The 24,013-nt window shown below is 69.6% G+C and carries 21 protein-coding genes; 12 read left to right on the top strand and 9 right to left on the bottom strand.

Features of this window, described 5'->3' with window-relative positions; all coding sequences use genetic code 11:
- Positions 1 to 562: 562 nt before the first annotated feature.
- Positions 563 to 1,633 carry a polyprenyl synthetase family protein gene (locus tag ACXC9Q_RS25585; RefSeq protein ID WP_457059185.1) on the bottom strand — a complete coding sequence of 357 codons (1,071 nt, stop codon included), beginning with the start codon at positions 1,631 to 1,633 and terminating at the stop codon, positions 563 to 565.
- A gap of 57 nt (positions 1,634 to 1,690) precedes the next feature.
- Here ACXC9Q_RS25585 and metF point away from each other — a divergent pair, with 57 nt between their 5' ends.
- Together metF and ACXC9Q_RS25575 are read left to right on the top strand one after the other, a co-directional pair.
- Positions 1,691 to 2,608, top strand: coding sequence for a methylenetetrahydrofolate reductase [NAD(P)H] (metF, locus tag ACXC9Q_RS25580; protein ID WP_457059184.1), 918 nt, complete (start codon positions 1,691 to 1,693; stop codon positions 2,606 to 2,608).
- A gap of 4 nt (positions 2,609 to 2,612) precedes the next feature.
- On the top strand, positions 2,613 to 3,143 hold the full coding sequence (locus ACXC9Q_RS25575) for a SixA phosphatase family protein (protein ID WP_457059183.1): 531 nt from the start codon (positions 2,613 to 2,615) through the stop codon (positions 3,141 to 3,143).
- Here ACXC9Q_RS25575 and ACXC9Q_RS25570 read toward each other — a convergent pair.
- From ACXC9Q_RS25570 to ACXC9Q_RS25560, 3 genes are all read right to left on the bottom strand, one after another.
- Complete coding sequence (locus ACXC9Q_RS25570; RefSeq protein WP_457059182.1) at positions 3,140 to 5,344, bottom strand: HelD family protein; 2,205 nt, start codon at positions 5,342 to 5,344, stop codon at positions 3,140 to 3,142. The two genes, ACXC9Q_RS25575 and ACXC9Q_RS25570, sit on opposite strands and share 4 nt — an antisense overlap.
- 90 nt (positions 5,345 to 5,434) lie before the next feature.
- On the bottom strand, positions 5,435 to 6,733 hold the full coding sequence (locus ACXC9Q_RS25565; protein ID WP_457059181.1) for a phytoene desaturase family protein: 1,299 nt from the start codon (positions 6,731 to 6,733) through the stop codon (positions 5,435 to 5,437).
- An 8-nt stretch (positions 6,734 to 6,741) separates the two neighbouring features.
- Positions 6,742 to 7,389 (bottom strand): DUF4126 domain-containing protein, encoded by a 648-nt coding sequence (locus ACXC9Q_RS25560; protein ID WP_457059180.1) that lies wholly within the window; start codon positions 7,387 to 7,389, stop codon positions 6,742 to 6,744.
- Between the two features lie 171 nt (positions 7,390 to 7,560).
- On the opposite strand from ACXC9Q_RS25560, the gene ACXC9Q_RS25555 reads away from it, so the two are divergent.
- Together ACXC9Q_RS25555 and ACXC9Q_RS25550 are read left to right on the top strand one after the other, a co-directional pair.
- Positions 7,561 to 9,483: an N-acetylmuramoyl-L-alanine amidase gene (locus ACXC9Q_RS25555; RefSeq protein WP_457059179.1), complete on the top strand. Its 1,923-nt coding sequence runs from the start codon at positions 7,561 to 7,563 to the stop codon at positions 9,481 to 9,483.
- 10 nt (positions 9,484 to 9,493) lie between these two features.
- Positions 9,494 to 10,225 (top strand): nucleotidyltransferase domain-containing protein, encoded by a 732-nt coding sequence (locus ACXC9Q_RS25550; RefSeq protein ID WP_457059178.1) that lies wholly within the window; start codon positions 9,494 to 9,496, stop codon positions 10,223 to 10,225.
- Here ACXC9Q_RS25550 and ACXC9Q_RS25545 read toward each other — a convergent pair.
- Positions 10,218 to 10,688, bottom strand: a complete 471-nt coding sequence (locus ACXC9Q_RS25545) for a YbaK/EbsC family protein (protein ID WP_457059177.1) — start codon at positions 10,686 to 10,688, stop codon at positions 10,218 to 10,220. The two genes, ACXC9Q_RS25550 and ACXC9Q_RS25545, sit on opposite strands and share 8 nt — an antisense overlap.
- A 10-nt stretch (positions 10,689 to 10,698) precedes the next feature.
- The gene (locus ACXC9Q_RS25540) at positions 10,699 to 11,253 is read right to left on the bottom strand and encodes a DM13 domain-containing protein (RefSeq protein WP_457059176.1); all 555 of its coding nucleotides are present in this window, start codon (positions 11,251 to 11,253) and stop codon (positions 10,699 to 10,701) included.
- 355 nt (positions 11,254 to 11,608) lie between these two features.
- Between ACXC9Q_RS25540 and ACXC9Q_RS25535 the strand changes: the two genes are divergently transcribed.
- The 8 genes from ACXC9Q_RS25535 (at position 11,609) to ACXC9Q_RS25500 (ending at position 18,611) form a co-directional block, all read left to right on the top strand.
- Positions 11,609 to 12,175 (top strand): DUF6504 family protein, encoded by a 567-nt coding sequence (locus ACXC9Q_RS25535; protein WP_457059175.1) that lies wholly within the window; start codon positions 11,609 to 11,611, stop codon positions 12,173 to 12,175.
- Complete coding sequence (locus tag ACXC9Q_RS25530; RefSeq protein WP_328521803.1) at positions 12,172 to 12,645, top strand: SAV_6107 family HEPN domain-containing protein; 474 nt, start codon at positions 12,172 to 12,174, stop codon at positions 12,643 to 12,645. Before ACXC9Q_RS25535 ends, ACXC9Q_RS25530 begins: the two co-directional genes overlap by 4 nt.
- A 456-nt stretch (positions 12,646 to 13,101) precedes the next feature.
- Positions 13,102 to 14,313: a DUF480 domain-containing protein gene (locus tag ACXC9Q_RS25525; RefSeq protein WP_457059174.1), complete on the top strand. Its 1,212-nt coding sequence runs from the start codon at positions 13,102 to 13,104 to the stop codon at positions 14,311 to 14,313.
- 150 nt (positions 14,314 to 14,463) lie between these two features.
- Positions 14,464 to 15,495, top strand: a complete 1,032-nt coding sequence (locus ACXC9Q_RS25520) for an ABC transporter ATP-binding protein (protein WP_457059173.1) — start codon at positions 14,464 to 14,466, stop codon at positions 15,493 to 15,495.
- The gene (locus tag ACXC9Q_RS25515; RefSeq protein WP_457059172.1) at positions 15,492 to 16,307 is read left to right on the top strand and encodes an ABC transporter permease; all 816 of its coding nucleotides are present in this window, start codon (positions 15,492 to 15,494) and stop codon (positions 16,305 to 16,307) included. The genes ACXC9Q_RS25520 and ACXC9Q_RS25515 overlap by 4 nt, the downstream gene beginning before the upstream one ends.
- Positions 16,304 to 17,146 carry an ABC transporter permease gene (locus ACXC9Q_RS25510; protein WP_457059171.1) on the top strand — a complete coding sequence of 281 codons (843 nt, stop codon included), beginning with the start codon at positions 16,304 to 16,306 and terminating at the stop codon, positions 17,144 to 17,146. The genes ACXC9Q_RS25515 and ACXC9Q_RS25510 overlap by 4 nt, the downstream gene beginning before the upstream one ends.
- 84 nt (positions 17,147 to 17,230) lie before the next feature.
- The gene (locus ACXC9Q_RS25505; protein ID WP_457059170.1) at positions 17,231 to 17,977 is read left to right on the top strand and encodes a class I SAM-dependent methyltransferase; all 747 of its coding nucleotides are present in this window, start codon (positions 17,231 to 17,233) and stop codon (positions 17,975 to 17,977) included.
- Between the two features lie 217 nt (positions 17,978 to 18,194).
- Entirely contained in the window at positions 18,195 to 18,611 is a 417-nt protein-coding gene (locus tag ACXC9Q_RS25500; RefSeq protein ID WP_457059169.1) for a DUF3040 domain-containing protein, read from the top strand.
- 141 nt (positions 18,612 to 18,752) lie between these two features.
- Here the strand turns inward: ACXC9Q_RS25500 and ACXC9Q_RS25495 are convergent, their stop codons facing one another.
- Genes ACXC9Q_RS25495 through ACXC9Q_RS25485 form a run of 3 tightly spaced genes read right to left on the bottom strand, consistent with a single transcriptional unit; the run spans position 18,753 to position 23,361 of the window.
- On the bottom strand, positions 18,753 to 21,113 hold the full coding sequence (locus ACXC9Q_RS25495; protein ID WP_457059168.1) for a transglutaminase family protein: 2,361 nt from the start codon (positions 21,111 to 21,113) through the stop codon (positions 18,753 to 18,755).
- Positions 21,114 to 21,165: 52 nt separating this feature from the next.
- Positions 21,166 to 22,452, bottom strand: coding sequence for a DUF58 domain-containing protein (locus tag ACXC9Q_RS25490; protein ID WP_457059167.1), 1,287 nt, complete (start codon positions 22,450 to 22,452; stop codon positions 21,166 to 21,168).
- Positions 22,453 to 22,455: 3 nt separating this feature from the next.
- Positions 22,456 to 23,361, bottom strand: a complete 906-nt coding sequence (locus ACXC9Q_RS25485) for an AAA family ATPase (protein ID WP_457059190.1) — start codon at positions 23,359 to 23,361, stop codon at positions 22,456 to 22,458.
- Positions 23,362 to 24,013 lie beyond the last annotated feature (652 nt).

Below are 24,013 nucleotides of genomic sequence, written 5' to 3'. Positions count from 1 at the left end.
GCGAAATGTTCGCTACCCTCCTCATCGACGACCTACACCGCGTTGCGACCACCCCCTGATCTCGCCGTGGAAGATCCTCCCCAGCCTGGCCCGGCCGACCCGTGGGTCTCGGCCTGGGCGGACGTGGGGCACTCACTAACCCGGTCCGTCAGCCGCCGACTGCCCGCAGCCGAGCGGGGCCTCGCTGGCATCGCGCCGCTTGATGAGTGGTGCGCGTCCGGTCCGCGGCGTCGCATCGCCAAACCCGCCACCGCCGCGCGGCGGGGTGTGGCGGACCTGCAGGCCATCACAATCGCCGAGACGCCGCGATCCGTCCGCGGGAGGTCTTCGTCCTCGCCTCGTTGTGATGGCCTGGCGATCCGGCCGTCGGCGCGGGCAACACCTACGGAACCGACCGGAGCACCGGGTATTCCGACGCGGAGTGTTGAGGGGGTTATCCCCTCAACTACCCCCTTCTCTGCTCATATCAAGGGGGGAGAAGGGGCAACTTCAGGGGATCTCCCCTGAAGTTGCGGCAGAGAGGGCCGGCAGGTTGAGGCGGAGAGGGCGGCAGCGGGTCGGGTCAGAGCAGGCGGGAGGTGGCGGCGATCGCGAGGTCGGCGAGTGCCTTGCGGGCGGTGTCGTCGGCCAGGGGAGCGCGGTCGAGCGCGTCGAGGGCGTCCTCGGTGCGTTCGGTGATCAGGTCCTCGCAGGCCTGCACGGCCCGCGAGTCCTGCAGGATCTCGCGCAGCAGCTGGATCTCGTCGTCGTCCAGGTCGGGCCGTCCGAACAGCCGGTCGAACTCGGCCAGCTGCACCTCCGACGCGTGATCCACCGCGTACGCGACCAGCACGGTCCGCTTGCCCTCGCGCAGATCGTCGCCGGCCGGCTTCCCGGTCAGCGCCGGATCGCCGAACACCCCGAGCAGATCATCGCGCAACTGGAACGCCTCACCGACCGGCAGTCCGTACGCCGACAACGGCTCGATCAACCGCTGGTCCGCGCCGGCCAGCGCGGCGCCGACGTGCAGCGGGCGCTCGACCGTGTACGTCGCCGACTTGTAGCGCAGGACTCGCAACGCCAGGTCCATGTTGGACTCGCCGCTCGCCTGCGCGACGAGATCGAGGTACTGCCCGGCGGTCACCTCGACCCGGACCGCGTCGAAGAACCGCGCCGCCCGCGCCAGCGCGGCCGCGTCGAAGCCCGAGGTGTGCAGCAGCTCGTCCGCCCAGATCAGGCACAGATCGCCGAGCAGGATCGCCGCGCCGACCCCGAAGCCGACCGGATCGCCACCGCGACCGGACGTCTCCGACCGGGCCCGTTGCAACGCCTCGAACCGGCGATGGGCAGCCGGTGCACCCCGCCGTACGTCGGAGGAGTCCATCACGTCGTCGTGCACCAGCGCGCTGACGTGCAGCATCTCCAGGCTGGCCGCGGCCGTCAGGATCGGCTGCGCCGGATCGCCACCGGCGGCCCGGAAACCCCAGTAGCAGAAGGACGGGCGGAGTCGCTTGCCACCGCTGGTCGCGTCCCGCGCCGCCTGGACCTGCTCGGTCAACTCCGGGCCGATCGCGGCCAGTCGCTGCTCCTGCAGGTCGAGGAAGCCGGTCAGCGCCCGCTGGACCTCGGCCGGGATGTCCACATCGCCATACACGTCTCGGAGCGTAGTCGGTACGAGCGCAGCGGTAGACACCGCGGGTAATCTGTCGCCATGGCGAACGGACTTCCCTCGACGCTTCCCGGCGGCACGCCGACGATCCGCGAGCTCCTGTCCTCGGGGAGTCGTTCGTTCTCGTTCGAATTCTTCCCACCGAAGACGCCCGAGGCCGAGGACGTGCTGTGGCGCTCGATCCGCGAGATCGAGCAGCTGCGGCCGACCTTCGTCTCGATCACGTACGGCGCCGGCGGGACCACGCGCGACGGCACGATCCGGGTCACGGAGCGGGTCGCGCAGGACACCTCGCTCACACCGCTCGGCCACCTGACCTGTGTCGCGCACTCGCGCGACGAGCTGCGGTCGGTGATCGGTGCGTATGCGGGTGCCGGTGTGCGCAACATGCTGGCGCTGCGCGGCGATCCGCCGGGCGGTCCGAACCAGCCGTGGGTCGCGCACCCCGAGGGGCTGAACCACGCGGTCGAGCTGGTCGAGCTGATCCGGTCGCTCGGCGATTTCTGCGTGGGTGTCGCGGCATTCCCGGACAAGCATCCGGAGGCGGCATCGCTGGAGGCCGACGCGCAAGTGCTCGCGGCGAAGGCTGGGGCCGGGGCCGACTACGCGATCACCCAGATGTTCTTCGGAGCCGACGACTACTTCCGGCTGGTCGACCGGGCGGCTGAGCTGGGCTGTGACATGCCGGTGCTGCCGGGCATCATGCCGGTCACCAACATCAAGCAGATCCAGCGGATGGCGGAGCTGACCGGGATGGCGCTGCCGACCGCGGTCACCGACCGGTTGCTCGCGGTCGAGGACGAACCGGCCGCGGTCCGGGAGGTCGGCATCGAGATCGCGACCGAGCTGTGCGAGGCCTTGCTGGCCGGGGGAGCTCCCGGCATTCACTTCATCACTTTGAACAGGTCGACCGCGACCCGTCAGGTCTTCCTGAACCTCCGCTCATCCGTCGTATCCTGACTCGATGGCTGACCCGTCGGATCTGTTGATCGATCGCACGCTCGTCCTGCTCCGGCACTCCAAGTCGGTTCCGCCCGAGTCGATGCCGGACTTCGAGCGCCCGCTGTCCGACCGCGGCCGCGCCGACGCGCAGGCGGCCGGGCGCTATCTGGTTGCCCAGGGCATCGAAGCCGACCTGGTCCTGTGCTCGCCGTCCAAGCGCACCCGGGAGACCTGGAAGTACGCCGTCGAGGGCGGGGCGACCGCGACCGACGTCTGGTACGACCGCCGCATCTACAGCGCCGGCACCGACGAGCTCCTCGACGTCGTCCGAGAGGCTCCGACCGAGGCTCGCACGGTGATCATGGTCGGCCACGGGCCCGGCATCCCGTGGCTCGCCGACGAGCTCGCCCTGGACGGCACCAGCCCGGAGCGCACCGAGCTCAGCCGGAAGTACCCGACCACGGGTCTCGCCGTCCTGCACCTCACCTGCCGCTGGGCCGACCTCGCCGCGAACGAGGCCGACTTGGTGTCGTACGTCGTACCTCGTGGTTAAGGCAGCCAGTTGGTCGTGCTGTTGACCGTGATCAGGCGCTGAGTCGCGCGGGTCAGGACGACGTACAACGCGCGGACGCCGCCCAGCGTGTCGCTGACGATGCGGTCGGGCTCGACCACCACGACCGCGTCGTACTCGAGGCCCTTGGACTCCAGCGGGCTGACCGCGACGACGCGCGGGTCGCCGAGCTCGGCGAGGACCGGATCGACGACCGGCCGCAGCTTCGGCGGCACGATCACGCCGACCGTGCCCTCGACGAGCTGGAGCAGCTCGACCGCGGCGTCACCCGCGGCCTCGGCGACCTTGCCGTCGTCGACGATCCGGTGCTCGGGGTCGACACCGGTGCTGCGGACCGGGTTCGGCAGATCGGCGTCCGGGAGCGTACGGCGGATCACCTCGCCGGCGAACGCGTAGATCTCGGCCGAGTTCCGGTAGTTGGTGGACAGCCGGAACGAGTGCCGTTGCAGGTGCGACAGCATCGAGTCCATCGCCGCCCGCGCCTCGTCCGGATCGGGCCACGAGCTCTGCGCCGGGTCGCCGACGATCGTCCAGCTCGCCTGCGGACCGCGCCGGGTCACCATCCGCCACTGCATGGGGGAGAGGTCCTGTGCCTCGTCCACCAGCACGTGCGCGTACTCCTCCGGCTCGTCGGCCTCTCGCGCGGCGGCGGCCCGGGCGCGCCGCTCGGACGTGGTCAGCACCTCGTTGACGCCGTCGCTCAGACCCTCCATCCAGTCGAACTCGTCGTCCTTGGCCTCGTTGACCGGTGCACGGCCCAGGAGCGTGTTCAGCTCGTCCAGAAGTGCCACGTCGGCAATCGTGAACTCGTCCGTGCTGCGGATCGCACGGGCGAGTGCGTCGACCTCCCGGGGGGTGAGCTCGTTCCGGGCCCAGCGCTGCAGCCGCCGTGGGTCACCGAGCCAGCGCAGCACCGCCTCCGGCGTCAGCACCGGCCACCACTGGCTGAAGAACGTCCTGAAAGCAGGGGTGTCGACCACCCGGTCGCCGAACGCCTCCCGGTCGCCATAGACCCCGGTACGCAAGTCGTCCGGGAACCGCTGCCAGAGCGCAGCCACGAGAGCCTTACGAGCCTCAGTGGCCGCCTTGTTGCGCGGCGTCCGGCGCAAAGCGTTCCGCCGTACGTTGTCGAGCTGGTTGGCGTCCAGCTCAACCGTGGCACCGCCGATGAACACCCGGACGGTGGCCGGGGCCGTCGGCACCCGGTCGCGGGCGGCACGCGACAGTACGCCGCGCATCCGCAGCGAACCCTTGACCGCGGCAACGTCGGCATCGTCGACCGCAGTGGCCTTGATGCCGTCCACCAGTTCGCCCACTGCCCGCAGTGAGACCGTGTTCTCACCGAGGCTCGGCAGGACACGCTCGATGTAGGCCATGAAGGCAGCGGACGGTCCGACGACCAGTACGCCGCCGCGCTCGAACCGCCTGCGGTCGCTGTAGAGCAGGTACGCCGCTCGGTGCAGAGCGACCACCGTCTTGCCGGTGCCTGGTCCACCGCCGATGACGGTCACACCACGCGCCGGCGCCCGGATGGCTCTGTCCTGCTCGGCCTGGATGGTGGCGACGATGTCGCGCATCGTGTGACCGCGGGCCCGCGACAGGGACGCCATCAGCGCGCCCTCGCCCATCACGGGCAGGTCCTCGGGCGCACGCTCCGGTGCGAGCAGGTCGTCCTCGAGACCGACGATCCGGGGGCCTTTGTTCCGCAGGACGCGCCGGCGGACGACCTTCAGCCGGTCCGTCGAGGTGGCGCGGTAGAACGGCTCGGCCGCCGGTGCACGCCAGTCGATCACGAGCGGTTCGTACTCCGCGTCCCGGACACCGATCCGGCCGACGTACAGCTTGTCGAGGTCCGCGGCGGTCGCGGCGGCCGGCTGGTCGTCACCGTGGTCGGAGTCGAGCCGGCCGAAGACCAGGCCCTCGTGCTCGGCGTCCAGCTCGGCGATCCGGCGGGCCGCGGCGAACACTAGGACGTCGCGCTCGTACAGCCCGGTCTGCTCCTCCTCGCGGACGCGGCCGACGTTCTGCGCCTGCGCGCGCTGGTGCCCTTCGACCGCGATCCGTGACGCCGAGCGGGCAGCCTCCGCGACCCGGTCGTACACCCGGTCGACATGTTGTTGCTCAGCCGCCAGCTCAGCCGGCTCGACGTTCTCGTGATCGGCCGACGTGGGGGTTTGATCCACCGAGGTCCTCTCTACTGCCGGGCACCTACCCCGACATGGAACAGGAACGATCAATCTTAGTGCGCTCGGTATCTCAACCCCAGACCGGTCTCAGGCCTTCCCGATGGCGTCGGCCACAATCGCGGCGCCGAGCGTCGTGGCCGGTACCCCGGACCCCGGGTGAGCGCCCGCCCCGACGCAGTACAGCCCCTTGACCGGAGACACGTTGGCCGCGCGGCGGCGGGCCGTCTTGTAGCCCTCCCACGCCACACCGGCCCACCATGACGGCGACGTCTGCCGTGACACCACGTTCTCCCGGATGTGCAGCCCACGCGCGATCAGCAGGTCCAGTACGTCGTCCGTCGGGTAGCCGTGGACCAGTACGGACCACGCCTGGTGCCCGACCGGCGCCTGACCACCAGTCCGTACGACAACTGTCGGCGTACCGTGCAGAACGGTCTCGAACGGCAGAGTCGGCACCGGATCCTTCAGCCCCAGGTGGACGACGTACGCCGCCTGCGCCTGGTGCGTCGTCAGGATCCTCTTGCGTACCTTCTTGGCCGCCGGGTCGTCGACCAGCTGTCCGTAGAGCTCACGCGGGTCGATGTCACTGACGACGATGTCGGTCGGCAGTTCCGTCCCGTCAGCCAGGCGTACGCCGGTCACAGTGCCGCCGGCCGTGATGACGGCGACCACCTCGGCGCTGGTGCGCACGGTGATCTTCCGCTCGCTCGCCCGCTGCGCCAGTCCGTCCGCCAGCGCGCCGAAGCCGCCCTCGATCGTCCAACGGCCGAAGGTGCGTTCCAGATACGACCAGACACCGACGTACCCCGGCGTGAGCTTCGCGTCGGATCCACCTTGCGCTGCGAAGTGGCGCAGTACCGCACGGGCTCTGTCGTCACCCAGCCGGTGCTGCGCGACCTTCTCCAGCGACTGCCAGGGTTTGAGGGTCCGGACGCTCTTCAGCGGCAGCTTGTCCTGCAGGGGTGGCTCGAGCGACGTCTTCCGGAGGGTCTGCCACGTCTCGCCATAGCCGTCGACCAGTGCGGTCCATTGCTCGGCCACCTGCTCGCCGGCCAGGTCCGTCCAGGCGTCCTGCTGTGAGCCGCGGTCGTTGATCGGCAGGTCCAGCACCGAGCCGTCGGCGAACATGTGCCGCCGGGGCTCGGTCACTGGCTCCAGTTGGAGCAGACTCTCGATCGGACGACCGCTCTTGCGGAACAGGTCCCGCAGTGCGGCCGGGAGCGTCGTACTGGCTGCTCCGGCGTCCCAGGTGAACCCATCCGCTTCGACCCGGCCCAGCACCCCGCCGAGGCGTTCGTCCCGTTCGCAGACGGTGACCTGGTGGCCGAGCTTGGCCAACCGGACTGCACTGGCGAGACCGGCCAGACCGGACCCGATCACGATCACGGTGGCCACTATTCTGCCTTCCCCGTCCCGCCACCCCGGTCAGGCGAGGCGGTACTGCTCCCCGTCGCCGGGTCGCGCTGTTTCTCCCGCCACGCCTTGAACCGGAGGTAGCCGCGCCGGATGAAGCGGAACGCGAAGTACACCCCCATCAGGCCGAGGAACAGCAGGATGCCGGCGATGATGAGCGCGGCCTCCGGGTGGAACGCGGCCAGCGACACCACGCCGACGACGGTGATGTCCTCGGCGGAAGACGCGGCGATGTTGGTCGCCGGCTCGGGGGAGGTGTTGATCGCCAGCCGCAGACTCGACTTCACCGAGTGCGAGAGCAGGGCGACCAGTCCGCCGGTGGTCGCGATGATGGCCTGGTGCAGCGTGGTCGCCTCACCGGCGAGCAGGGCGGCCAGGATCGCGCCGATGGTCGGCCGGATCACCGTCGAGATCGCGTCCCACGCGGAGTCGACATACGGAATCTTGTCGGCGATGAACTCGAACGCGAAGAGAACACCCGCTGCGATCAGAACGGCGTTGCTGGTCAGTGCCTCCGGGACGTCGTCGGCACCGGCGAACCGGCCGAGCAGGCCGAGAATCAGCACGCAGGCATAGGCATTGATGCCACTGGCCCAGCCCGTCGTGAACGCCAACGGCAACGCTTCCATCGTCGTGCTCCGTAACCCTCAGTCGCCGTTTCGCCGGCGGCATGTTTTCGTCAGTATCGAACCCTCCGAGGTGAGTTTTGGTTAACCGTTGACATCCGGCGCGCCTCGACCCACAGTGACTAGGCTGCCAGTCTGTGTGACCGGCACCCGCCTTGGGTTCAGGAGAACAACATGCTGCGTCGTCCGAAGATTCTCGCCGCACTGGCTGCGGTAGCGCTGCCCATCACCTTGACCGGCGTGTCGTCCGGAGGTCCACCCGCGGCCGCTGCGCCGCCGCCGGCACCGGCCGCCGTCGAGGCTTCGGCGTACAGCGCGGCCGCTGCGAAGTACGGCGTACCGGAGTCCGTGCTGCTGGCCGTGTCGTACTCGGAGTCGCGGTGGGACGACCACCGGGGTGCGCCGAGCACGTCGGGTGGCTACGGCCCGATGCACCTGACCGCTATCGACCCCAGCACGGTCGCGGACCTGTCCGGCAAGCAGAAGGTCGCCAAGGCCTCGTCGTTGCGGACGCTCTACAAGGCATCCGACCTGACCGGTCTGGACCCGGCCGCGCTGCGCACCGACACCACCGCCAACATCAACGGTGGTGCCGCACTGCTGGCGTCGTACCAGCGGTCCCTCGGTCTGCCCGTCGGTGCCAACACCTCTCCGGCCGAGTGGTACGGCGCCGTGGCGTCGTACGCGGAAGCCGGGGACCGGGTGGCCGCGTCCGGCTTCGCCGACGACGTCTACTCGATCATGGCCCGCGGTGCGGCCCGTACGACGAACACCGGGCAGCAGGTCGTGATGCCTGCCGTCGGTGTCACGCCGGACAAGGCGCAGGTCAACAAGCTGGCACTGCCCGCCGGCACGAAGCCGGCGAACTCCGGAGTGGAGTGCCCGCCGTCGCTCGGGTGCGAGTGGCTGCCGGCGCCGTACTCGGAGTTCGGCACTGCTGGGGACTACGGCAACCATGACCTGGCGAACCGGCCGAAGACCGGCAAGATCGACTACATCGTCATCCACGACACCGAAGGCACCTGGCAGGGTGTGCTCAACCTGGTGCAGGACCCGACGTACGTGAGCTGGAACTACACGATGCGCTCGTCCGACGGCCACACCTGGCAGCACGTCAAGGCGAACGACGTCGCCTGGCATGCCGGCAACTGGTACGTGAACATGCACAGCATCGGCATCGAGCACGAGGGCTTCGCACCGCAGGGCGCGACCTGGTTCACCGAGGCGCTGTACCGCAATTCGGCCAAGCTGGTGCGCTACCTGGCCGCCAAGAACAACATCCCGCTCGACCGGGCCCACATCATCGGCCACGACCAGGTGCCGGGCACGGTCCCGTCGACGGTCGCCGGCATGCACTGGGACCCGGGACCGTACTGGGACTGGGAGCACTACTTCGATCTGCTGGGCGCTCCGATCTACGGGCACTCCGTGTTCCCGGTGAAGGCCGGCTCGATCGTCACCATCAAGCCGGGCTTCCAGGGCAACGTCCAGGTCGTCAGCAACTGCGACGCTCCGGGCACCCCGTGCACGCCGCAGGGCACGAACTTCGTCTACCTGCGTCAGTCGCCTGACGACAACGCTCCGCTGGTCAAGGACATCGGTCTGCACCCGAGCGGCATCGACGGGACCACTGACGTCTCCGACATGGGCTCACGGGCCGCCGCCGGCTCGCAGTACGTCGTGGCGCAACGGCAGGGCGACTGGGTCGCGGTCTGGTACCTCGGGGCGCTGGGATGGTTCAAGAGCCCGGCGTCAGCTCCGGACGCGTTCGCGAAGCCGGGTCTCGTGGTGAAGCCGAAGGCGGGCCTGGCCTCGGTGCCGGTGTACGGACGTGCGTACCCGGAGCAGGCGGCGTACCCGGCGGGTATTCCGTACCAGACGGTCACGCCGCTGCAGTACACGATCAGCGCGGGCCAGGCCTACCCGGTGGGTGACCTGAACATCGAGACGGACTACTACCGGGCCGTGACCTTCGCGGGTCAGCCGCCGACCGACCACGTCCAGGTGCTCGGCAAGGACCGGTACTACCAGATCTGGTTCGGCCACCGGATGGCTTACGTCCGCGCCGCCGACGTGGACATCCGCCCAGCCATCTAGGTTGGATCCTGTGATCGACGAAGCCGTCCAGCGCTTGCTGGACGGCTTCGTCACGTCGGTCCGCGAAGTCGCGGCCGTCGAGGCTGTCTGGCTCCACGGCTCGCTGGCCCTCGGCGACTTCCAGCTCGGCCGCAGCGACCTCGACGTGGTCGCCGTCGTCTCGTCGCCACCGCCGGCCGCGATCGAGGACGTGCACCGACGGCTGATCCGTGCCGTACCACTGGCCGCCAACTTGCATTGCTCCTACCTGGTCGCGGCGGAGCTGGCCGACCCTGCAGTCCGGCACGCCACGTTCGCCCAGGGCCGCTACTTCGACCGCCCGGTGACGCCGGTGACCCGCCGGGAACTTGCCCTGAGCAACCTCTCGCTGTTCGGCCCACCGCCGTCATCGTTGCTACCGGCAACCAGCGATGCCGAGCTCGCCGCCTTCGTCCGGCGCGATCTGCGGGACTTCTGGTTCCCGGTGACCCGCAAGCGGACCCCGTGGTACGCCGACATCTGGGTCGACCTCAGCCTGCTGACGATCGCCCGTGCCCACGTCACACTGACGACGGGGGAGCTGATCACCAAGCGCGCCGCCCTCGACGTGCTCCCGTCCCTGCACGCCCCGGCCGCTGTGGTCTCCGATATCACTCACCGACGCTACGGCCCATCCCGCCGCTTGACCCCGTGGTGGCGGCACCGCCGGGCCGTGCTGACCCGGCGGTTCGTGAGTACGGCGATCCCGCGGGTGATCAGTTGACGGTGATCGGGGTGCCGTTGGTGAGGGTGAGGAGTTCGGCGTACGTGGTGTGGAAGACCGAGTGGGGGATCCCGGCGGCTGCCCAGACCACGTTGTACTGCTCGAGGGCAGTGTCGACATACGTCGGGACCTGGCCCGGGTGGCCGACCGGGGCGACGCCGCCGATCGACTGACCGGTGTGCTCCTTGACGAACTCCGGGGTCGCGCGGCGCAGCTTGCCGATCCCGAGCTCGGCGGCGACCTTCGGTGTGTCGACCCGGTGCGCGCCGGACGTCAGGATCAGGACCGGGGTGCCGTCGCCGTCGAAGATCAGGCTGTTGGCGATCGCACCGACCTCACACCCGAGCTCGGCCGCCGCGGCCGCCGCCGTCGGCACCGCCTCGTCGAGGATCACGATCTCACCGGTGGCCCCGGCCGCCCGCAGGGCATCGGCCACCTTCTGGACATTGGGATGACTGCTCACCCTAGGCACCTTATGCGAGCCGGGCCGCGCCAAAGGACACGTTGAACCGATCGCACCAGATCACGACACTGCGGAAGTCCTCGAGCCTCACGTCGGTGGGGATCGGGTAGTTCTGGTTGCCGTGGTTGCCTTTCAGGCTGCCGAGGCTGCGGTACTGCCCGTCGTCGAACACATGCCATCTAGCCCGGCCGGCTACCACCTCGGCATCGCTCAACCACACCTTGAGGTCGGGGCCGTCGGACGTGTCGAGGTTCTCGATCCTGAGTACGTGGCTGCCGTCGGGCAGTTCGAGTACGGCGACGGTGCCGGAGGTCTCGTGTTCGTGCGTGATCAGCTGTCCGGTCAGCAGAGTCTCTGTCTTCTTTGGTGCGACGGAAATTGTCGGTGGTGCCGTCGACGATGAGTGTGTGGACATCGGAGCAGCGCTGGGGAGTGCCTCGTCGACGACCTTGTCGGTGACGAGCCGCCACGGCTGGAAGAGCGGCAACGCGACCGCGGCGACCACGACGGTCACCGCCGCCGCGGCGATCACCGCTGCGCGCCATCGCCTCGACCGCCTCGCCATCGCGTCTCCTGTTCGTTCGACCTGCCTGTCATCAGTCTGCGGGCCGGATCGGCCGCGCGGTGGCGCGCCGGGATTACCGGCCGTTGACGATTGTCGGCGGGCGACGCTACGCTTCCAGTGTTCGAACAGATGTTCGATTACCTCTGGCCCGGTTTCGTCGGGAGGCCGGGCGGGGGTGAGCCGGACAGCTGGACGGCTCCGGTGCGGAGTTGCGGCCGCATCGGAAACCGGTGGTCCCGGCGGGCCGGGCACCGGGGTGGACCTCGACCCCCACCCCGTGCCGACCCGCCGGGCCTCCGACCAGGGCCCAGTGCCTGACCAGGGGCAGCGGTTCGTTCACAGGAGGCGATGGAGCATGTGGGAGTTCGACGAGGCCGTCGAGGTGCACTCGGTGGTTGTGGACGACACCGAGACCCCGGACCAGTTCCTCTGGCGTGGCCGCCTCTGGCGAGTCTGCTCCGTCCAGTCGCACTGGACCGAGACCGCCGCATGGTGGGAGCGCGGCATCATCGGCACCGGCTTGACGTACGACGGCCGCGCCGACCACTGGGCTCACGCCGAGCGCACCCACGCGGGTGGCGCAGCGACGCGGCACCACACGAGCGGCGCGGTGGCGTCGGCGAGTCCCCGTTCTCTCGCCGACTGCCTGGCCGCGCTCGCTCCCGCCGGTAGCGATGGCGCATTCGCCGCCGCCGGGAGCGCCAGCGGGAAGAGCGGTGCCGGTGCGGCCGGCGGGGAGCCGGCTCGCGGACTGTCCGGGAGTCCGGCGGCAGTCGGCGTACTGGATGCGGACTGGGGCCCGCGGCGGGCGGTGTACCGGGTAGAGGCGGGGTGCGGCCGGCACGGTCGGCGAGAGCTGTTCGATCTCGCGCACGACCCGGACTCCGGCCGCTGGCAACTGGAGAGGGTGACGGACCGATGACTGTTTCACCGGTTTCCCCGGCGGCCGCGGGGTCGGCGAGCCGGGAACTGTCCCGCGCGCGAGCCGCGCTGGCCGAGGCAGTGGAGACGAGCGACCACCTGATCCGCTACTCGAGCGCCCACGTCGCGGCGCTCCGGGTCGCGGCCGCGGTTCTCGCCGTCCGCGCCCGTCCGGTCCGCTCGGGCCCCCGTCGCCGCGTCCAGCGGAACGCGTGGGTGCTGCTGGCCGAGGTCGCTCCGGAGTTCGGCGAGTGGGCCACGTTCTTCGCCGCCGGCGCGGCCCAGCGTGCCGCCGCCGAGGCGGGTCTCGAGCGCGCCGTCAGCACTCGCGAGGCCGACGACCTGGTTCGTGCGGTGGACACCTTCTACACCCAGGTGGAAGCCAGCCTCCGCCTCTCCACGACCCCCGCCCTGACGGCGACCACCGATCCCCAATCCGTCCTCACCCAACCCTGGATGCAAGCCAGCTGACCAGCCGGCGACACAGGAGACCCCGAACGTGATCGAACGACGCAGCCGTCTGGACCGAGGCATGGGCGTGGACCTGTGCGGCCGAGTGCACGCCATCACCGGCATCGAGTGCTACCTCCCAGACACTCACTACCCGCGCCCTCACCACTCCCTGACCGGAGAGTCCTGGCACGACGGCCTCTGCACCTACTGCGCCGGCGCCGGCATCCAAGCCGGCACCCCCTGCCCCCACTGCAACGGCACTGCCTTCGAACCAATAACCCTCCCAGCCCCAGACACCCCCCAACCCGGCTGACCCCACCCCAACCCAGGCACCCGGAGGCTGCGGTGGGTGGAATGGGCTGGGTAACCCTCCGAGTCACACACGCCCTCCAACCCGGCCGACCCGCCCCTCAACCCAAGCGGCTCCGGGCCGTGGTGGGGGGAATGGGTGGGGGAGGCTTTAGGGTCTTTGGGGTGAGTGAACTTCCTGTTCTTGAGGCCGAAGATCAGCGGGTGCTCGGGAGTCTGCTGGAGAAGCAGACGACGGTGCCGGCGTCGTACCCTCTCACCGCGAACGCCCTGCGGACGGCCTGCAACCAGACGAGCAATCGGGAGCCTGTCGTCGACTACGACCAGGCGACGGTGGAGCGGACCGCGCGGTCGCTCAGGGACCGCGAGCTGGTGCGGATCGTCTGGGTCGACACCGGCCGGCGGACGCTGAAGTACCACCAGATCCTCGACGAGCGGCTCGGGCTCGAGACCGACGAGCGCGCACTGCTCACGGTGTTGCTCCTTCGCGGCGCGCAGACGCCCGGTGAGCTGCGCACCCGCACCGAGCGACTCCACGGGTTCGCCGACCGCTCCGAGGTCGAGGCCTGCCTGCGCCGGATGGCCGAACGCGCCGAGCCCCTGGTCCGCGAGCTAGAGCTGCGCCCCGGCCAGCACGACCGCCGCTGGATCCATCTCCTCGGGCCGGTGCAGGGGCAGGCCGAGCCGGTCGTCGCGGAGACGGTCGACCGGGACGTGGTGATCGCCGAAGGAGCAGAGGCGCGGGACGCTCGGGTGCGTTCGTCGTACGACGCCGTCGCCGAGACGTACGCCGACCGCCTGGCCGACGAGCTGGTCGGGCTGTCGTTCGAGACCTGGCTGCTCAACCGGGTGATCGCCGACGCCGACGGACGCCCGGTGGTGGAGGTCGGCTCGGGCCCCGGACACATCACCGCGTACCTGGCCGAGCATGGCGCCGATGCCACGGGCGTCGACTTCTCCCCGGCAATGGTCGCCGAGGCCCGCCGACGCTTCCCGGACCGGAACTATCAGGAAGGCGACCTGCGGCGGCTGGGTCGCCCGCCGACCAGCTCCGGATGGGCGGCCGTGCTCGGCTGGTACTCCCTGATCCACCTGGCGGCCGCCGAACTCCCCGATGCGATCGCGGCCCTCGTGCGCCCGCTCGATCCCGGCGGCCTGCTCGTCCTCGCCCTGCACGCCGGAGCCGAGGTCCGCCACGTCGACCAGTGGTTCGGCCACGAGGTCGACCTGGACGTCGTCCTGCACGACCCGGCGTTCGTAGTCGGCGTCGTGGAGTCAGCCGGTCTCGTCGATGTCGAGTGGTACATCCGCGGTCCGATCGCCGCCCGGGAGGAGACGACCCGGCGCCTGTACGTCGTCGGCCGCACCGCCTCCTGACCCCGCGAAATGCGATGGACATCGCTTTCCGGACTGCCTTAGCGTTTCTCCTGGCAGCCGTATGTCGGAAGGACCAGAGGGCTTCGCGCGCTCTGCGCTGACGTTGCCCGGTCCGACGCACCAACCGACTCTCGAAAGCGGTGCTCATCCGTGACGCACGCAACCCATCAGGTCCCCTCGGCGCAGCCACCGGTGATCGCGGCGGCCGACCTCACCAAGACCTACACGTTCCACCAGCAGCAGGCCGGCCTCGGCGGGGCGATCAAGAGCCTCGTCCGGCGGACGTACGAGACCCGGCTCGCCGTCGACAAGATCACGTTCAGCATCGACCGCGGCGAGGTCGTCGGGCTGCTCGGCCCGAACGGTGCCGGCAAGACCACCACGCTGAAAATGCTCTCCGGCCTCCTCTACGTCACATCCGGCGAGTTGGAGGTTCTCGGCTTCGCCCCGTCGGACCGCAAGCACGACTACCTGCGGCGCATCGCGCTCGTGATGGGGCAGAAGACCATGCTCTGGTGGGACGTCCCCGCGATGGAGAGTCTCCTGCTGCACAAGGACATGTACGGCCTCACCACGAAGGAGTTCGACCGCAACGTCGCCGAGCTGGCCGAGCTGCTCGATGTCCAGGATCTGCTGAACGTCCAGGTTCGCAAGGTCTCGCTGGGCGAGCGCATGAAGCTCGAGTTGATGGCGGCCCTCGTGCACGGCCCGGAGATCCTGTTCCTGGACGAGCCGACGATCGGCCTCGACGTGGTCGCGAAGGCGCGGGTGCGGACCTTTCTTGCCGAGGTCAACCAGATCCGCGGCACCACGATCCTCGTCACCAGCCACGACATGGACGACATCGAGGCGCTCTGCTCGCGGGTGATGATCATCGACCACGGCGGCCTGCAGTACGACGGGGGCCTCGACGAACTCGTGCACACGGCGCGCCCGCGCAAGCTCGTGCAGGCGACGTACGCGACGACCGTCGACGGCGGCCACCTCGCCGCCCTCGACGGGGTGACCGCGGTCGGCAGCCACGGCCAGATGATCAAGCTCGAGGTGGATCGCGAGCGGGCCGGCGACGTCCTCGAGCAGCTGACACGGATCGGTCCACTGGTCGACCTCGACGTCGCGGACGCCGACATCGAGGAGATCATGCGCGACCTCTTTCTCCGCAGCACGCTGGGGGACGCGTGACGACCACCCTTGTGCGGAACCTCCGGGTACTGCGCCGCATGACCGCGGCGAAGATCGCCCAGCAGTCCATCTACCGCGGCGCGTGGATCATCTTCATGGCGGCCAACATCTGCATGCCGATCATCTCGCTACTGATCTGGCGCACCGCGATCGCGAACGGCGCACAACTCCCGATCGACGAGCAGTACGTGACGACGTACTTCGTGCTGCTCAGCTTCGTCACGATGGCCACGTCGTCGTGGATGACGGGGTTCCTGGCCAACGACATCAGGCTCGGCAAACTCTCCAGCTGGATGGTGCGTCCGGCGTCGTTGCTGCTGAGCTTCGTCGCCAACAACCTCTCAGAGAAACTGCTCAAGCTGTTTGCGCTGGTGCCGATGATCGGTGTGCTGTGGTGGATCTTCCGCGACTCGATGGACATCCCAGCCGGCCCGGACCGCTGGGCGCTGTTCGCGGTCAGCATCGTGTTCGGGGCGATCCTGGTGTTCACGATCGACATCCTGATCGCGGCGCTCGCGTTCTGGATGGACGACGTGTCCGCGCTGGCGCAGGCCCGGCTGATCATCGCGAGTGTGCTGTCCGGCTCCGTCGTGCCGCTCGCGCTGATGCCGGACTGGTCGCGCGGCTTCATCGACATCCAACCGTTCAGGTACACGGTGTCGTTCCCGGTCGAGATCGTCGCCGGGGATCTGTCCGGCCAGGACCTTCTGGTGGGCTTGGGCATTCAGTTCGCGTACGTGCTCGGGTTCGCAACGGTCGCGCGCCTCGTCTGGGCGGCCGGGATCCGCGCGTACTCGGCGGTGGGCGCATGAGCACGTACGTCGGCGACCGGCCGCCGCTCGACCGCAACTGGCTGCACAAGCAGCTGCGCCACCTTCGGCTGTGGCGGCGGTTCCTCGCCCAGGCAGTGGTCCGCGAAACGCACTACCGCGCGCACTTCGTCACCACCTTGCTGGTGGGTCTCGTCCAGCTCGGGCTCGGCATCGTGCCGATCCTGTTGCTGTTCGGCTTCACCCCGGAGATGCACGGCTGGTCGCGGGCCGAGGTGATCACGCTCGTCGGGGCGTACCAGATCATCACCGGCCTGATGGCGGCGTTCGTCGCGCCCAACCTGGACCGGATGACGGCCTACATCACCGAGGGCGAGCTCGACGCCGTGCTGCTGCGGCCGGTGTCGAGCCAGTTCTACCTGACGCTGCGGTGGATCAACGTCGCGGAGCTCAGCAACGTCGCGAGCGGCGTCGTCGTCCTGGTGATCGGGCTCGTGCAGTCGGGCACCAATCCGGACGCGGGGCAGATCCTGCAGGCGCTCGTACTCGCGGCCTGTGGGGTAGTGCTGCTCGCGTCCGTGTGGAGTGCGATGTCGTTCCTGGCGTTCTGGCTGCAGTCGGTGAACCCGATCGGAGCCATCTACCTGAACCTGGTCGAAGCGGGCCGGTATCCGCTGGTGTTCTTCCCGGCGGTGGTGCGGACGTTCCTGACCTTCGCGTTCCCGGTGGCGTTCGCGACGACGTTCCCGGTCGAGGCGCTGGCGGGCGACCTCGGCTGGGCGCCGGTCGCCGGCGGGATCGCGCTGTCGGTGGTCGCGGTGACGCTCGTCCGGATGCTGTGGCGCCGCGGGTTGCGCTCGTACGCCAGCGCGAGCTCGTAGTGCCCGGTGCGGGTCGGGAGTGGGATGCGGGGTGGAAGTAGGGTGTGGCCCGGTGGTGTTGGGGGACCGGCTGGAGGGTTGTGGATGGTGGATCGGCGGCGGCGGGGTGTGCGGACCGCGCTGGTAGGCGAGGCTTTGCGGGTGGCGCTGGAGGGACGGGCGCGGACCGATCCGGGAGCAGGGCTGGACATCGTCGACCTCGGGGGCGGGACCGGCGGGTTCGCGGTGCCACTTGCGGTCGAAGGGCACCGGGTGACGGTCGTCGACCCGAGCCCGGACGCGCTTGCGTCGCTGGAGCGGCGTGCGAGCGACGAGGGTGTGAGCGAGCTGGTCCGTGGCGTCCAAGGTGATGCGGCCGAGCTCCAAGGACTAGCCGGTGAGTCGAGCGCGGACGCCGTCCTGTGCCATGGCGTGCTCGAGGTCGTCGACGACCCGGTGCAGGCGTTGCAGGCGATGGCTTCGGTACTGCGGGAGGGCGGCGTACTGAGTCTGCTTGTTGCCCAGCGCAACGCTGTGGTGCTGGCCCGCGCCCTGGCCGGTCACCTCGCCGACGCGCGCGTCGCGTTGCAGGACCCGGACGGGCGCTGGGGTCCGACCGATCCGATGCCGCGGCGGTTCGACGAGGCGGGGATCACGGCGCAACTCGCCGACGCCGGGTTGATGGTGCACACGGTGCACGGCGTACGCACGTTCGCCGACCTCGTCCCGTCCGCCTTCGTCGACTCCGAACCGGGCGCCGCCGAGTCCCTCGCCGAGCTCGAGCGCGCCGCCAGCCAGCACCCGGCCTTCCGCGCCCTCGCCACCCAGCTCCACATCCTCGCCACCCGCTGACCACGGACGGTGATCGTCGGGTGACCTGCGGCGGGAGGGGCTTTCCCGCGGTCGCGAAGCTGTGAGAGAACTGTGAGCGACACGCGATCAGGCGCAGGTTTGGAGCTCGTGTTGTAGGGGCAGTTGCCGGACCGTGACGCGCTGGACAGGCGGTCAGGGTTTCGTGCGGGGCACGCGCGGCCTAGACTGAAGGCGGCCTATCGAGATCGCGCTCATCATGGAGGGATCGACGGTGCCCCTCTCGGAAGAAGAGCAGCGCCAGTTCGAGCAGCTCGAACGCGCCCTCGCTGCGGAAGACCCGAAGTTCGTTTCCGCCATGCGAGGGACCAATGTGCGCTTGTACTACAAGCGCCGGGCAGTTCTTGCCGGCGTCGGATTTGTGCTGGGCATCGCGGTGCTGATGACCGGCGCGATCGTTCCCAACACCATCATCGGAGTCGTGGGCTTCGTGATGATGGTCGCCTGCCTCTACATCGCGGCACTGAGCATGAAGCGGATCAGCAACGCCGGGGACGCCGACGACATCCCGCCACCGCCGCCGACCAAGAAGCACCGGACGCGGCACGACTCGTCCGGCAGCTTCATGGAGCGGATGGAAGATCGCTGGCGCCGCCGCCGCGACGAAGACCTCTGACAGCGCGACGCGCCGCCTAAGCGCGAACAACCACACCCGTGCCCTGGTGGGACGGGTGTGGTTGTCTTTTGCCTCCTGAACCGGTGGCAGAGCATGCGAAGGGCCGTGTACTCGGGGTGGAGTACACGGCCCCTGTGGTGCTCAGTTGGCGTGGCGGCGGGGGAGGACCAGGGACCGGAGGCGGGCCAGGAGGAGGTCGAACTCGTCCAGGAGGTCGGAGGCCTCGGTGCTGCCCCGGTTCAGGTACCAGCGCCAGGACGGCGGCAGTAGGCGCGCCCGCCAGCGGCGGCGACGGGGAGCCTGACTCCAGAGAGCCTTGCGTACGGCGGCCGCCTCCGACGTGAGGTCCACAGTCGGATTCGCATCCCCGGCGTACCGGAGCGCCTCGATGCCGCGCGCCAGCCGGAGGGCGTCGGGCTTCGTCTCGGCGGGCAGCTTCGAGACGAGCCACTCACCGGTCTGTCGTGGCGTGGACACGTCGGACCAGTCCAGCCCGAGGTCGCGGGAGGTGTCCCGGATCTCGGCCCACAAACCCTCGGCCGAGGCGCGGCCCGGCTCCCGGGCGAACCGCCGGCGCCGGGTCAGGCTACGGATCAGCCAGGGGATGGAGATCAGCAGGATCACGCCAGCGCCGATCCCGATCGCCCGGCCCCCGCCCTTGGTCCACCAGTTGCCGCTGTTGAGGGTCGGGATGCCGCTGTCGGCCGGCAGGTTGGGGTCGAGGTTCCGCCGGCTGATGTCGTTGGGGTCGCCGGTCGCGCCGGGCGAGCTCGGTGCGGTGCTCGGTGCGGTCGACGGGTTCGTCGGGTCCGGGCCGGCGGCGACCGTCCAGTTCGGGGTGGCGGCCACCCGCGCGGCCGGGGTCGGCTCGAAGCGGACCCAGCCGGTGCCCTGGAAGTACAGCTCCGGCCAGGCGTGCATGTCGTGCATCCGGACCGTGTACTGACCGTCCTTGCCGGCCTGACCGGGCAGGAAGCCGATGCCGACCCGGGACGGGATGCCCGCGATGCGTGCCATCAGCGCCATCCCGGTCGCGAACTGCTCGCAGTACCCGGACTTGTTCTGCAGCAGGAAGTCGCGGATCGCGTGCATCCCGCTGCCGCGGGCGTTCTCGGTGCTGTAGGTGAAGCCGCCGCCGCTGCGGAACCACTGCTGCAGCAGCACCGCCGCCTCGAACTTGTTGCCGTTGGCACCGGCAATGATCTGGTCGGTCAGCGTCTTGATCTCTGTCGGGGTGCGCTGCGGGACGGCGCTGGTGTACTGGTCCGGCTCGCCGGTGAAGACCGCGCTGGACAGCTGATCCGGCGTCGGCTGCAGGTCGTACGACGTCACGCTGTACTTCTTGCCGGCGATCACCTGCCCGCCCGCGGAGACGATGTCGAGCGCGCCGGCGTCGTACCGCCAGTCCCGCTTGAGGGAGATCGAGTGCAGCGGGTAGGGGACCGGCACGAACTGGGACCGGAAGTTCCGGGTGACGTCGATCTCCATCTTGGTCTCCGGGACCTTGGACAGGTCGCCGATGTAGCCCGGCGGCGGAGTCAGGTCGCCGTTGATCTTGTGGCCGTCCTCCCGGGGGGAAATCCGCCAGGTGTTGCCGTCGAAGAGGTCGAGCGCGGTCAGCCGCAGGTACGTCCCGCCGGACGGGCCGCCCTTGTACGTGAGCGCGACCACGTTCTCGCCTTGCTTCAGGTTCTTAGCCATGTCGAGCATCGGGTCGGTCGACGAGATCGACGTGCCGAGCCCGCCCCCCGGTCCGCCGCCGGCCAGACCGTTGCCGATGACACCTTCCGGCAGGGCCGGCAGCAACGCCGGCAGCAGTGCGGCCAGCGCGACCACCGACAGGCCGATCCGGCGGCCGGCCTGGCCGAGCGCGGACGCCTCGACGGGTTCGGCCGCGTCCAGGTGCGACACCCCGGAGATGCGGCGGCCCCAGCGGCTCAGCCTGCTCCGGCCCTCCGCGGACAGCAGCAGGATGTAGCCGACCGCCGGCGGGATGAACAGCAGCGCCGGCAGTCCGCCGTGCACCGTCGCGGCCGGCACCGTGTACATGATGAGCAACAGCAACCCGGCCCACGCGGCCTGCCGGAGCTGTACGGCGATGATGTGGATGAGCAACCCGGTCGCCGAGATCACCGAGACCGCGAACAGGGTCAGATGCGAGTCCGGCGGCAGCGGCGCGCTGAACCGGTTGATCGAGTCCATCGCGTTGACCATCTGCTGGTTGAACTCGAGCGCGGTCGCCTTCCACGGGATCAGCCCGAACTTCAGCGTGTCCTTCAGGAAGAAGATCGAGAGCAACTCGACCAGCACCACGAGCTGGACCAGCGGTACGACGGCCCGCGGGGTGCGCAGGTTCTGCAACAGGACGCCGACGCCGGTGATCACGGCGCACAGCAGCGCACTGATGATCAGGAACGGCCCGGAGAACACCGGCGTGAGCACCAGCGACCCCAGTACGGTCGCTCCCCAGGCAGCGAGAGAGATCCTGGCGTGACCGGTCATGAGCTAGGGCCCCATGACCCTGCCGGCGCCGGAGGCCCGGCCAAAAGCACTCTCATGCGATCCTTCCGCTCCGTAGTCCTAGGGTGGACCACACGGTGGGTAGGTGATCTCCGCGCTGGACCTTGACGACCCGCCAGCCGTTCCGGCGCAGTTCGTTCTCGGTGGCGGCGGTGGCCGCGCTCAGGCGGGCCGCCTTCTCCGTCGCCTCGGCGCCGACCGCCCAGCTGGCCGCGTCCAGCAGCAGCGCGACCCCGGTCGCCTGGCTGGTCCGCCACCGGTTCAGGGCGACGACGTCGTCGGAGCTGCACGCGCCGACGATCGCGATCACCAGGCTGGGCTCCTGCGCGTGCCGGTCGACGGTCAGCAGCGGACCGACCTCGGCGTACCGGTGTTCCTCGACGGTTGCGCACTCGGTCAGCAACTGCTGCGCGGTCAACGGCTGATGGACGGCGGCCGACGTGCGACGGGAGATCGCCGCCAGGGTCGTCGGTCCACCGAGCATGGTGGTGACGTAGCCGCGGCGGATCCGATCGGTGCCGATCGAGGCGGCCGCGCTGACCGCCCACTCGAGGCTGGACGACGGTCCGTGCCCGTGGTGCGAGATCGTCCGCGCGTCCAGGAACATCGTGCACCGGCTCTGCCAGGGCTGCTCCTCGCGCCGGACCATCAGCTCGCCGCGGCGGGCCGTCGATCGCCAGTGCACCCGGCGCAGGTCGTCGCCGTCGCGGTACTCGCGGACGGTCGCGTCCTCCTCACCGGCCGACGCGATCGCCCGCGGCCGGTTCTCGCCCGAACCGGCCCGGTCGGCGCCCAGCCGGATCTCGGGCAGTCGGTAGACCCGCGGCGTGACCAGCAGGTGCTGGCTGCGGGTGAACGTCCGGCTGGTCTCGACCAGCCCGAACGGGTCGGCCACGGTCAGCATCAGCGGCCCGACCTGGAACAGCCCACGGACGTCGGACTTGACCGGGTACGTGACGGTACGACGCCAGTTCGGGCTGACGCGGTCCACCACGAACCGTGGCCGGTGGCCCAGGACATAAGGAATGCGGTCCTCGAGCAGCAGCAGACCGGCGGGCATCCGGCCCTGGTTGCTCAGCGCAAGCTCGACTGTCGCCTGCGTCCCCACCGGGACCTGGTCCGGCGCGAGGCTGCGCCGTACCTGCAGGCGCAGCCTGGTCCGGCCGACGACGAGCGCCGCCACGACCGGCAGCGCGACCAGCAGGATGCCGACCCGCAACAGATCCTTCTGCCCGAGCAGGAGCGCGCACAGCGAAGCGGTGATACCGGCAGCGAGGAATGCCCGCCCCCTGGTGGTCAGTCCGCGCAGTGCCTGCCGCATGTCTCAGTCCCGACGCGTGCGGGGCAGCGGCACGGTGGCCACCAGCCCGGAGATGATGTCGGCTGCATCGCGCCCACCGAGATGCGCCTCAGCCGCTGGAAGGACCCGGTGCGCCAGCACCGGTACCGCAAGCTCTTGGATGTCGTCCGGCAGGACGAACTCCCGGGCGTCGAGCGCCGCGGCCGCGCGCGCGGCCCGGATCAGGTGCAGCGTCGACCGTGGGCTGGCCCCGAGCCGGAGCTCCTGCGACCGGCGGGTCGCACCCACGAGGGCGATGGCGTACTCCTTGACCGACTCCGACACGTGCACCGACTGCACTGTCTTCACCAGGCGCAGGATCTGCTGACCGTCGGTGACGGGCTGCAGCGTGAGCAGGGGATCGTCGGCCGCGTGCCCGTCGAGCATCCGCAGCTCCGCGGCCGGCTCCGGGTAGCCCATCGAGACGCGGGCCATGAACCGGTCGCGCTGCGCCTCGGGCAGCGGGTAGGTGCCTTCCATCTCGATCGGGTTCTGGGTCGCGATGACCATGAACGGCGCCTCGAGCTGGTACGTCGTGGTGTCGACGGTGACCTGGCGCTCCTCCATCGACTCCAGCAGCGCGGCCTGGGTCTTCGGCGAGGCGCGGTTGATCTCGTCACCGACCACGATGTTCGCGAACACCGCGCCCGGCTTGAACTCGAAGTCGCGGATCTCCTGGTTGAAGACCGAGACGCCGGTGATGTCCGACGGCAGCAGGTCCGGCGTGAACTGGATCCGGCGCACGGTGCAGTCGATCGACTTGGCCAGCGCCTTGGCCAGCATCGTCTTGCCGACGCCGGGCACGTCCTCGATCAGCAGGTGTCCCTCGGCCAGCAGCACGGTGATGGCGACCTCGACCACGTCGGGCTTGCCCTCGATCACCTGCTCCATCGCCCGGCGGACACGTCCCGCCACCTCGGACAGCTCGTCGAAATCCCCGGCTCCTGCCAACGCCGAGCTGGTCGCGGTGGTGCTCACCCTGAGTCCTCCCCATTCTTTGACGGCCGACACATTCTCACCCGCTGTAGGGGTCGGGCCTAGGGCAGCGGGGGTTTCGTTACCTGGCGTTTCGGTGTTCATCGGCACACGCCCTCACGGCGGGTCGGTCTCTGGTTTCGAGATTTGGCGTCCCTCCAAGCGTACGGGCGGAAAAAGCAGTGCGCGGGCCGTACGACGTACCGAACACCTGCAAGGTTCACGACCCGCACCCCCCAAAAGTTCACCCACCCCGCCGCCCAACCCCCACTTTGAGCATCCACCAACCATTCTGACCACCGGAATTTGGTTGGTGCGTGCTCAAGGTCGGCCGGGGAGCGGAGTGGAGGGGAGCGAGTGGAGGGGAGCGAGGGGAGTGGAGTGGAGCGGGGTGGGGAGCGAAGTGGAGGGGTTGGGCGTGGATCTGGGCGATTGACGCGGCAGCGACACGCGGTGGAGTCGCGCCGGAATCAGGCGGCACGGGGAGCGATTGGGGCGGAAGTTGGTTGACGGTGGTGGAAAGTGGAGTAAGGTGGAGCGCAGTGGAACCGAAGTGGTGGAAACAGCT

The organism is Kribbella sp. CWNU-51 (genome assembly GCF_054073265.1).
This window is presented reverse-complemented; position numbering and strand designations above follow the sequence as displayed.